This window comes from Limosilactobacillus mucosae (genome assembly GCF_046939755.1).
GTDB lineage: Bacteria > Bacillota > Bacilli > Lactobacillales > Lactobacillaceae > Limosilactobacillus > Limosilactobacillus mucosae_A.
Genome location: NZ_JBKZAY010000023.1, coordinates 21,002 through 33,611, shown reverse-complemented (window position 1 = coordinate 33,611; position 12,610 = coordinate 21,002). Strand labels below are relative to the sequence as shown.

2 protein-coding genes are annotated in these 12,610 nt (G+C 47.6%); both read right to left on the bottom strand.

All coding sequences use genetic code 11. The annotated features are described in order from the left end of the window. Positions 1–229: 229 nt before the first annotated feature. Positions 230–898 (bottom strand): MmcQ/YjbR family DNA-binding protein, encoded by a 669-nt coding sequence (locus tag ACLUWI_RS07985; RefSeq protein WP_412146874.1) that lies wholly within the window; start codon positions 896–898, stop codon positions 230–232. Between the two features lie 217 nt (positions 899–1,115). Continuing rightward, positions 1,116–12,515, bottom strand: coding sequence for a mucin-binding protein (locus tag ACLUWI_RS07980; RefSeq protein WP_412146873.1), 11,400 nt, complete (start codon positions 12,513–12,515; stop codon positions 1,116–1,118). Positions 12,516–12,610 lie beyond the last annotated feature (95 nt).

Below are 12,610 nucleotides of genomic sequence, written 5' to 3'. Positions count from 1 at the left end.
GATTTTTTGAGAATGATATTTTATGCTTTTGGTATTCAGAACTGTTTCGACTATTTGAGATTCCGCGACTGGCACGCATCAACGACATTTCAGTTAATTGATTCCGCGACTGACATTACTCAAAGCTATCTAATTCCGTAGCCGGTGCGAGTTCAACAGCGTATCCTGCACCTGCTTGAGCACCTCGTCATCTTTGATTGGCAGTACGATCTGTCGCATTTGATTATCCCTACTTTCCCGTCAAACGGAAACTTTCGTCAATCATCCTCATTAAGTCATCATCGCTCAACTGATCGTCAAGTATAACCGAGATCCAGTACTTATGGTTCATATGATAAGACGGAAAAACAGATCGGTCATCAAGCGGCATCGAGTCGCTTTTCAGATTGATGATATCAACGGTCTGTTCATCATCATCTTTAGTGACGAGTCCCCGCTTTACGTTCATGATCAGGCCAAACCACTTGCCTGAATCCAGATGCCGAAAGACGCCGTAAGCTTTAAAACTCTTGGATTGCCATGGAAAATCCGGCGCGACGTGATACCGATCGTAAATCTTGGCCGTGATTCGATTGGCCTGTGGGGAAGCAAACAGTACCGCTTGGCAGCAGTGATCGGCAATTCGTTCCAAGATATTCAGATAGCCAGCTCGGACGGAACTGACGAACTTGCCCTGCATTGCCGGTACGTCAATCTGGTAATATTCATCCCCAGTTGAGCAGTCGATGACCTGGCCATCGACTTTGCCGTTTTCTACAATGACGACTGCCCGAAATGAACCATCGAGAAAGTTCTCCTCATATGTATATGCGTTCCCAGTTTTCTGAAAGCCAAATTCGCTCATCTGCTCGGGGATGAATTTTTGGTTTTTAAATACATCGTCAATCAGTCTGGCCATTTTATCACTCCACTCATTTTTTCGACATACGAATAATTAACACGTCCTGATTTTAGCATAAAAACGCCATCCCAAGCATCTGTTGAACTTGGAGATGACGTTTATCAGTCCTTAATACTAATTATTCAGTTTCTTTAACGCAGGCATTGATCTTAGCAACATTCAAAGATTTGACTTTCATTAGCTGACTGTGATCTTGCCTGTATCAATTTTTTATTTAGAACCGCTTATTGCGACGCTTGCCACCTAAGAGACCACCAAAAAGCATACTCAGCATTCCCATAACGGCCCAGCCATGAACTCGTTCTTGCTCATTGCCGCCAGTCTGAGGTAAGCGTTCTGCTTTAATCTGCTTTGATTTGGTTGCCTGAGCTGACAAAATCTCTTTAACGGCATCAACATTTTTAGTTCTGTTTGACTGATTGTCCGTCTGCGCGAGCTGATCTGGTAATGCCGATTTATCCAGTGGCGTTGGCTTGTCCGGTGACGCTGGCTGATCTGGCGGTGTTGGCTCGTCCGGTGACGCTGGCTGATCTGGCGGTGTTGGCTTTTCCGGTGACGCTGGCTGATCCGGCGGCGTTGGCTGATCCGGTGTTGTCGGCTTGTCCGGTGACGTTGGCTGATCGGGGGCCGCGGATTTGACATATTCAACTTCAACCGTTAAATCAGGCATATCCGCAGTTGCTTGCAATGATGGAATAACTTGCATCGTTGCGGTATAGCCTGCCAACATCGGCACGATTACACTGGCCAGTTTATCGTCATCTAAAGCCTGCCAGTCGTGGTACGTGATTTGTCCAGTAACCTCATCAACCACCGCGCTTCTTGTAAACTGCACTATCTGCTTGATCGTCTTAAGATGACCATCTGGGAGCTTAAAGACAATCGACCGCGTAAACGTTTTGTTCAAATCTGCAAAATCAACGCCGCTTGGATAGTGACGAGCTGGATTGTCCGGCAGCAGATTTTCAGTTGTCTTTGGATCATCTGGCAGGACCGTTATCGTGGCGTGGGCAACCTGAAGCACGATATCAGGCGTTGTCGCCGTAAACGTAATGTTGTCTGGAACTACTTGCCCCGCGATCAGTTTCCAGCCTGCCGGAACTTTGATCGCAATCGGCACGGTCTGATCCGTTTGGCCACTGATCGCATCCGTGCTGATCACCTGACCATGCTCGTCTGTATATTTGACATGAATCATCTGTTGGTTGGCGACGTAGTTAATGATGATCGTTTCATCAGCATCGCCAGCCGTTGCTTCTTGCTCGCTAATCCCACTGACCGATGGACGATAACCAGCTGCCTCGGGAACCCGATAGGCAGCCATGAGCGTACTGCCAACCGCCTGCCAATCGCCAAAACTGACAAATTTTTGGTCAACCAGATCATACTGGCCCAGACGTTTGAACTCAACCTGCTGCTTGGTAATCAATGGCTGATCTTGATGCGGCATCAAGACTTTGATCTCTCTGACAATGGTTTCAGCAAGCTCACTGGCATCGGCGTGATTCAATTTGGCTGCCTGTTCAGCGTCAACTGGAATCACCCGATGCTTGATGACGATTCTGATTGGCTGATCGGCGCTCTCATCAAACACAACCGTATCTGGAACCTTGCCGGCAACGATTTCCCAGCCAGTTGGCACGCTGCTTTCGACCGCGACTGTTTCGCCAGTCCGGCCAACGATGGCATCGCTTCTGATCAGTTGATTGTTTTCATCAACATATTCAATCATCTGGCTGCGCGCTTCAGGTAGATAGTTAACGTCGATAATCGTGCTGTGGGCCGTCCCACTAGGCTTGTATTCAGCAACCACGGCTTGACTTGGCACCCATCCTTTGATCGTTGGCACTTTAATCTCGGCAAAGCGATCGGTAACACCGCTGCCATCGTCTTCGGCAATCCAGGGCCCATAGCTGCGCTGCTTGGTAACCTCATCTTCAAAAGCCAGCCGAATAAAACTGACTTTTTGCTGAATCTGCTTTGTTTGACCATTCGGCAGATTGATGTTGATCGTCCGCGTAACTGTGGTATGACGATCCGGATCATCTTCATCAATTACCCGCAGAATGTGGCCAATCCGAACCTGCAGCAGCTGCTCGCCGGCTTGTAGGACGACTTCATCTGGGATTGAGTTGGCACCAATCAGCTTCCAACCGGCTGGCAGCTGCAAGGTTGGCTTGATCGTTTCACCAGGTTGCCCCCAAAACGGCTGCGACTCAACGTAATTCCCGCTGGCGTCAACATACTGAATCACAAATACGCTTTGAGCCTGACTATAGGTAATAGTTGCTGTACTGTCAGGCGTGTTCGCGTTCGGCACTGACTGCTCCACCTGACTCAGACTTGGCTGCCAACCCTCAATTTTAGGGATAATGACTGCTTCAAACACATCGCTGCCATACCATTTACCATAAACAATCTGGCCGGTAACCTCATCTTCAGTCGCGCTGCGATCAAATACTGCTTTTTGAACAATGTTTTCAATCTGCCCATTTGGGTAAGTAATCTTAATCGTTCTTGTCACGATTCGTTCAGTATCATCAGCGATATCCGTAACATCTTTTTGCTTATGCTGAATCAAGATTATGATTGGATCTGCATCTGCCATGATCTGAATCATCGCTGGTACGGTTTGAGTATTGGCAAGCTGCCAGTTTTTTGGCACCGTCAGCTTGAATGCCAGCCACTCTCCCGTCTTACCAGCCAAGGACTGTTCTGATATCACCTGACTGGCAGCACCATTAGCGTAGACATATTGAATCAGCTGTGTTTCAATTTGCGGCTCGTACTGAATTTCAATGGCACTGTCTGCAGAATCGGCAGTTGGTACAATCATTGGCACCTGGTTAAGATTGGCCAAATAGCCAGCAATCACTGGGACGTCAAACTGGTCAAACTGTCCTTGACGCTGCCATTCGCCATCGATGAACTGGTTGGTTACCAGATCACGGGTAACGGTCCGCGTGAATTTTGCGCTTTGAACCTTGGTCTGCGTCTTGCCATTTGGAAGATTCAAAACGATCGTGCGGCTGACCGTCCGCGTTTCAGCCGGCTGATTTACCAAGTCATGTTCGATCTGGACGGTCAATGGTACGTTGACTGCTTGAATAACCAATGATTTCGGCAGCTGCTGACCCGTCAGCAATCGCCAGCCAGCAGGAAGGTTAAATTCTGGCTTGATTGGCTCGCCAATCGTGCCAGTAAAGTTTTGCGTCTTGATCAGATTGCCGTTTTGGTCCACGTAATTAATCGTCTGGAGCTGTGATTTAGGCAGATATTCAACATCCAAGACGATATTGGCAGTGTCCGGCGTTACCGCAAGCTCGCTTACCGTTTGTGAAGGTTCATAGCCAGCCACTTTCGGCAGGATCAGCTCATCCCACTTAGCAATCAGTGGAATCCACGCACCATAAGTATCCGTATCGCTGACCAAATCATGGTAGACTGCCCGTTTAAAGGCAGCTGTCTGTGCAACCGTCGTTACGGCATTTTGGTTCAGCGGATTCTTAAAATTGATCGTTCGCGTAACCTGGCGCAGCTGCGGCTCTTTTTCAACTAATTGATGTGCAACCAAGACCTCAATTGGCTGATCGGTAGCCAAAATCTTAACGCTGGCCGGTTGCTGATCTGGATTGGCCAGCTGCCAGTTTGACGGCAAAATCAGCTTGACTGGTACCGTAGCGTTTAAAACCCCGTTGACCGTCTGCGTTCCGATGATGCTGCCATGTTCGTCAACATAATTGATAGTCCGCTGACCGGTCTGTGCCTGATAGACTACCTTGATCGTTTGATTGGCCAGCGCATCAGGCGTGACTTGTTCAATTGCTGATAGCTGCTGTCCCGTGGCCTCATCCGTAATGACTGCTTGATAGCCAGGAATTTCGGGAACCGCCACGGCATTCCAGAATGATTTAGTATTGAGCGGCTGCCATTCTAAGCTTGTCAGTGGGATGATCGGCAGACCGGTTACCGCATCTACCCAAACGCTGCGCACGAAATGAACCCGCTGCGTGATTTGAGACTGCTTGCCCTGCAGATCGGTAATGATGATCGTTCGCGTGGCGTAGCGATTCAGCACGTCTGGTCCCAAATCAATCTGATAGTGCTGATTTTGGGTACCAGTGATTAACTCGCCTTTTTGCACGGGATGATCAAAGTCAACTTGAACGGCTATGTGCCGAATTTTTAATTTGATTGGCGTATCAACCAGTTTCATGGCAATCTTGCTTGGAACGGTTTGATTTTCATCTAATCCCCAGCCATCAGGCAACTGTAACGTGGGCTCAACCATCGTTCCCGTTTCGCCATCGATCACCTGCGGATCACCAATCAGCTCGCCACTGTCAGCATCGACATACTCAATCGTCTGCGTCGTATAGCGGTTGTAATAATTGATCGTCAAGCTGCCATCAACGTCTTCTGGACCAGGCACAACAGCTTCAATGAGCTTGAGGCTTGGCAGGTAGTCCAAAAGCTCTTTGGGTACGAACTCATTAAAGTAATCATTGCCGATCACCTGCCACTCACCATAGACAACGACTTTGGTAACCGTATCTACCGTCGCGCTGCGCTTAAATTTAACCGTTTGATTGATCAGCTCAGTCTGACCATCTGGATAGACAACCTTAATGGCACGTGTAATGGTCCGATTGAGTTTGTTATAGCCTACGCTGCTGGGATAAAAGGCATTTTTGGTATATGGCAGGCGATCTTGCGGCGTCTTAGGATCATCAGGATCAACCAGAACCTGACCATGTACGATCTCAACTACGATTGGCGCCATTGCCGATCCCGTAAAGGTGACTGCTTGGTGATCAGGCTGCCCATTTACCAAGACCCAGCCATCAGGTAATGCCTCAGTAAAGTCGATCGTAACTTTTTGATCAGTCCGCCCAGTAACTGCCGTCTGACTAATTACATGCTGCTGATCATCTTGGTAGACCACCAACACAGCTTGTTCATTAGCCGAGTAGGTAATATTATACGTCAGCGTTGTATCTTCACCGTTTGGCATGTAGGCAGGTATCAAGTCGCGACTGGCAGTATAGCCGGTAAGCTGTGGCACTGTGAAATCGGTAAAGCGTTGATTGTTAGGATTTTGCCATTTTCCATAGGTCACATGACTGGTAACCAAATCCTTGATTGCCGTTCTAACCAGCGTAATAGTATCTTTTTGCGTACTAAGACCCGCATGTGGATCAAAGACGTTGATGACTCGCGTAACTACTTTTTGAGCGTCTGGATCAGTCGCGGAAACGTCCTGCATCTGATGCTCAATTTCAAAAGGAATGACTTGATCCTCAGCTGGAATCTTAATCTCACTTGGTACCGTCACGCCTTTTGCCAGCTGCCAGTTGTCCGGTAGTGCCGCGTTGCCATTCTGACTGGTATCCAAAGGAACTTCTTGATCAACCAGTCCGCCAATCAGCAGTTTTGAAATCACGTTGCCCTGACTATCGACATATTCAATCGTCTGCACGCCGTGATTGGCCGTATAAGTTACATCAATCGTTGTCTCAGCAGCCATGTTTTCATTCGGCGCGCTGGCAGCAATTTCTGCAACTGAGGCTTGATACCCAGCGTAGGCAATTTTTTCGGCTGCCACTTGATCAAACGATTTGACAACCTGCCAGTTTTCATACGCATCCGTGCCGGTAACATCATCATGAATCAGCGTGGCCCGCATCTCGGCAGTCAGATCAATCGTTTCCGTTCCGCTTGGCTTGTGCAAAACAACATGACGCGTGAAGTCTTTGGAAAACGTGCTAGTAGTTAATTGATGCTTGATGTGATAGACAATCCCAGGTTCATTCATGCTGATTGAAACCGACATACCGTCTTTAACAGCAGGATCAACAAACTCCCAGTGTTCAGGCAGCTTCAGTGAATAACTCTGACTTGAATCAATTTCACCGACTACCGGGTCAGCATGCACCAGCTGATTATTTTCATCAACGTACTGGACGATGCGCGTAACGATTGGCTTTGGTGAATAGGTAATCTCAATCGTCTGATCAATCATATCCGGCGTAGGCTGCAAAGTGTCGATATGATCTTGACTAGCATAGTAGCCAGCTATTTTAGGTACGTCAACATCTTCAAATAATCCATTGCCTTGCCATGCTCCATAGACAACCGTATTATCAACCAAGTCTTTAACCGCCGTCCGTGTAAACGTTACGGTCTGTTCGGTTTGACTGGTGCCATTAGGGTTGTTAAATTTGATCGTGCGGGTAACCTTTTTAGTCGCCCCCGGATCGGTTTGAGAAACGTCTTGGTGCTGATGCTGAATCAGCACCCGGATTGGCGTGGCATTCGGCCTAATCGTGACACTGCCTGGAATCGCTTCATTCGGCGCCAGTTCCCAATTAGTAGGGATCACTGGCGTCACGGCTAAGTCATGATCAACCAGTCCAGCAATAGTTTGTACACTTATTGGCCCGCCATCAGGATTGTTTTGATCAACATATTGGATCAGCTGCGTGGCATTTTGCGCGATATAGCTGACATCAATAGTAATATCTTCGGCCATTGCAGTTGGCGTGATTTCCGGCACCACCGTCTGCGTGGCTTGATAGCCGGCAATCGGATCAATCGCGACCTTGGCGAAGCTGCCATCTGCTTGCCACTGACCATAGTCAATCAGATTAGTTACCAGATCCAGTGTCGCGGTCCGTTTAAAGTTAACCGTCTGCGTCGTCGTAACGATTTGTCCATTTGGCAGATGCACGTTAATGATTCGATTAACGGTATCCTGCGTAACTTGAGGGTTTTCAGCGGTGGCGTCCTGCAACTGATGCTGAACGTAGATAACGATTGGCGTATCCGTTGGCTTGATCGTCACCGTTGCCGGCATGGCTTGTTCAGCCGCCAGTTCCCAGCCAAATGGCAATACTGTTGGTACGTTAACGATCTGATCGGTTACCCCTGGGATAATCTGCGTTAGTACGATATTGTCATGTTCATCCTGATATGAGATCGTCTGCTGACCAGGATTAGCCTGGTAGCTGACTTGATAAACCGAATCATTCATTAAGGCAGTCGGGGTAAGTTCTTCAATCAGCTGGTAGTTTGGCGTATAGCCCGCAATTGTTGCCGGGATAAACTTTTCAAAAACCTGATCGCCAGCCTGCCATTGCCACTCGCCAAAGCTGATTATCCCCGTTACCAGATCCTGAACCGCTGAACGCTGGAATTGCGCCGCCTGTTTGATCTCGCTGACCTGGCCAGTTGGCGTCGTAATCGTGATCTGACGAGTGACCGTTTTGCTGGTTTGAATTCCCAGCTCTTGATCCAGTCCCGTAACGTCTTTGGTTTGATGTTCAACGATCACCTTAATTACCGGATTATAAACCTTAAACTGCACCTCGCCAGGCAGAGTCTGCCCAGGTACAATCCGCCAGTTGTTGGGGGCCTGATAGCTGATCTTGGCAACTGCATCCGTCTTGCCGCTCAGATTCAAATGGTTGATCACGTTACCTTCTTGGTCAACATAGTCAATCTCTTGAATATTGCCATCATTGGCTTGATAGTGTACGTCAATCGTTTCGCTTTGACCGTTGAGCGGATCGACTTTTTCCTCATTGACCTGCCGATCGGGAGTATAACCGGCTACGCTAGGAATATCAACCTTGATAAAGATCCCTTGGGCCGGCACCCAATTGCCATAGTCTACGATGCCAGTCACCAGATCTTTAATGGCACTACGGTAAAAGACTGCCGTTTGCGTAATTGGCTGCAGCTGTCCTTGATATGGATCAAAAATATTAATGGTCCGCGTAAATTTTTCTTTGGCTAACGCGTCTGTAGCTGAAACATCGCTTGTTTGATGCCGCACTAACAAGGCAATCGTTTGGCCACTTGCCATTTTGACCGGACTCAAGTCGTTGCTATCATCAAGTTCCCAATTATCAGGTAAGGCAATTGTAGATGGGTTCTCAGCATGTGTCAGACCAGTATTGACTTTGAGCTGTTGGCTAGCTTGATCTAAAGTCAGCTGCAGCGTTTCATCAGTTTGACCATGAATCATAGTGGCTTTACTAATTTGACTGCCCGCGGCATCTTTAAAGATCACCGCCACGTCAACCGGATTGGCTTGATAGCTGACGGTAATTATGCTATCTGCCTGGTTGGCCGTAATTTTATCGACTGCTGGCAGATCACCAGCCATCGTTAATGCAATTGCCTGCTGATGATTATCGAGCGCTTGGGGCGTGTAACCGGTGAAAACAGGCAGCGTGACCTCATTGAACAAATCCAGCCCCACTGACTGCCAATCAGTATAATGATCCAGCTCGCCATTGGTCATATTGATCACGGCACTGCGCGTAAAAAGAACGATCTGCTGCTGAGTAGCTGAGGTATGATCAAGCGGATTGATGATGACGACCGTTTGTGTAACCTGCCGATTTAAGTCGTCATCAGCAATTGCTTTTTGCAGGTGCTGATTTTTGGTTTCTGGGATCAGCGTTCCGGCTGCCGTCGCCGTGCTGATCGTGCATAAACCGGCCACGATCTGAATCACAATTGGCGTATCAACAGCCGCCAGCTGGACGTTTTGCGGCAATGATTCACCAGTTGCCAGCTGCCAGCCATCTGGTAGTGCTGGCATTTCAACCAGCTGATCGGTCTTGCCATGTAAAACGTAATCTGCACCGACTTGTGTATCGCCATGCATAAAGCGCACGGTCTGAACAGCATCATTGGCAGTAAACGTAATTGTCTGGGTCTGATCAGCATCATTGACCGTGACTGTTTTGGCTGCTACTTGACTGTTGGGTGTATAGCCGGGATAAAGACTGTCGACATCGATGCCATCCCAAACAGCATCAGTCGTCTGCCAATTCGTATAGCCAACCAGTGTCCCAACCACTTCATCAACAATCGCCCGGCGTGTAAAATGAACGGTTTGCGTGACGATACGACTGTTTTTGGTCTTAGGATCAACAATCGTAATCGTACGGGTAACCAGTTTGTTCAGATCATTATACTCAACCCCGGCTGGATAAAACTTGGTTGAATTATCCGGCAAAGGATCTGTAACTGATTTGGGATCGGTCGGCTCAACATAGACGCGTGCATACTCAATATTGATCGTGATGTCTTGAGCGCCATCTGCTCCAAAGACAATGGTTCTTGGCTTGGTGTCATCAACAATCAGCCATTCTGCCGGCACGCTCAGCTCAACGACTTTGGTCTCACCAGTATCACCAGTAACTTCCTGTGACTTAATGACATCACCTTGGCTGTTGACATAATTAATGTGCATCGTATGCTGAACTGGCGTAAACGTAATGGTAATATTGCTGTCTTCAGCTTCAGCATTGGGCGTTGTTTTGGCAATCGTTGTCCCCGCCTGACCATCAATCATCATCGTATAGCCAGCCTTGGTATAATCAGCTCCTTGATAATTGGTCAGATCAATCGCCGCAAAATCACCAGTATCGCCATCAACCTGCCATTCTGTATAGGTCGTGGTGTTGGTTGCCTTGTCCGTTATGGCCGTTCGCTGATATTTAACAGCCTGCTCGATGGTTTTAATTGTTTGATCAGGATTAGTAATCGTAATGATGCGCTTAACGGTTTTGGTTGTATCTATCGAGATGATATTGTGCTTGATTTTAATGATTATATCTGGCGTCCCAGTGCCGACCAGGGTAATTTGAGTCGGGATCGTCCCACTGACAATTTCCCAGCCGGTTGGTACGACTGCGTCCACACTAACGATTTCATCAGTTTTGCCGGTAATGGTCTTGGTTTGAATTACGTTGCCACTTTCGTCCTCAAAAATAATGTGCGTCGTCTGTGGCAGTGCAATATAGCTAACCTGATATGTATTTGAAATGCGCTGGGCTGGGGTCAGACTGCTGACGGTCGGTGCAGTCGTTAACGAATAGCCGTCCTTAGCAGCTGCCTGCTTAATTGCTGATTGAATCGTCGCAATTTCTTCCTGCTCGTTTTTGTAGACTCGGCTAATTGAAATGGTTTTGGTCGTACCATCTGGAAGCTTGAGGCTAAACGCATGCCGTCGTGAAGGTTCGTCATTACCGGTCAGATAGTTAAAACTGGCCAGCTCAGACTTAAGGATATTCATCAGATTGGTATCTGTCAGATCAGTAAAGACCAGCAGCGGAATATCGCCACTGCGCGTTGCATAAAAATCATTAGCCTGCAGCTTATAATTGGCCGGCTGTGGCAGCTTGACCTGATTCATCGTCAAGACAAAACCAAATGAGGCCACGTCTTCATTGTCGCCTTTGCTCTTCTGCAGCGTTCCTGCGTTGGCAAATAGGTATTGTGCCCGTGTCTGCTTGGTCACATTGCTTAGATTCCAGTTTGAGATGTTTAAATTGGTAATCCCCGCATAGTAGAACAGATGATTGATCTTGGTAAGTGCATTGGTTTTCCAATTGGATAGGTTAAGCGTCAGCGGCCATTCGCAAGCATTATCAAACGCCTGGGAAAACATATAGTCCATATTAGAAACTTTTCGCACATCCCAATTCTCAATGCTGTCCAAAGTACTCAGTTTGGCCGTGTCATTAAACATATAGGACATATCCTTCACGTTGCCAGTGTTCCAATTGCTCAGCCCAGTAATTCTAACCAGATTGGTATCCCCACTAAACATTCGTGCCATATTAGTGACTTGCGAAACGTTTAAACCACCTAAATCAAGTGATTTGATCTTGCTGTTATATTGATTCATATAATTGGCGTCATAACCGCTAAAGGCCGCCGTCCAATCGCCTTTTGCAATCAGCTTACCATCACCATCTGATGAAATAATCAGCTCGCTTAACTGACGGTTTTGTTTAAGCAGATTGTGAATCACGCTGGCCGCGATTGTTACGCTTTGACCGGCTTGAATCTTGCCAGCTTGATAAAAATCATAGCTGTTAGGAACCGTAATCGTCGTCAGATCCGTGCTTTTGCCGATGTAGGTCACGTTTCTCTTAGCATCAACCTGCCAATCTTTGGTCAGTGTCTGATAATCGACAGCCAGTGGTGATGGTTCCACTGGCTCGATAATGGCATTGGTATTGGCCAAGACCGGCACAGCAGTCTGCATCTTTAAACGGCTGCTGACCAAATTTGCCTCAGCCGCCCGTTCATTTTCTAAAACGGTCGCTGATTGAACGGCAGTAATGCTTTGAGTAGTACTTTGACTGCTGTTTGACGAAATAGTCTTTGAGTTGTCTTGAGCCGCGCTGGTTTGAGCTGTATTTGCCATGGAATCGCTATTGGCCGCGGAGCTTACCGTACTCATGCCAATCTGATCAGCAGTTTGATCGGGTGTCGTTGGCGTAGCCTTTGGTGCCACTGCCACCGAGCTATCTTCAATAGCAGGGACACTTGAGACTTCCCTATGCGTTATAGTACTGTTGAGTGCAGTCAGATTGTCATCAACTGACGGATTGACCGTATCAGCTTTGACAATGTGCGTTGCCATTGTCATTCCTACTGCAACAGCGCCAGCCGAAATTACCGCCCGATTCAAAAAATAACGGCAAACCTGGCATGATGTAAGCCAGTTCTTGCCTGCTTTGTACATTTTCACGCGACAGCTGCGATCCGTTTCGGTCTCCTTTCCTAACCGTTGTAGTTTATTCATTGAAATTCCCCCATTTTTAAAATGTTCTAAATAATAATAAGTCGGGTCACTGCTCAGCTAAACACCCTCGATTCATTAACTTATCATTTATTTAT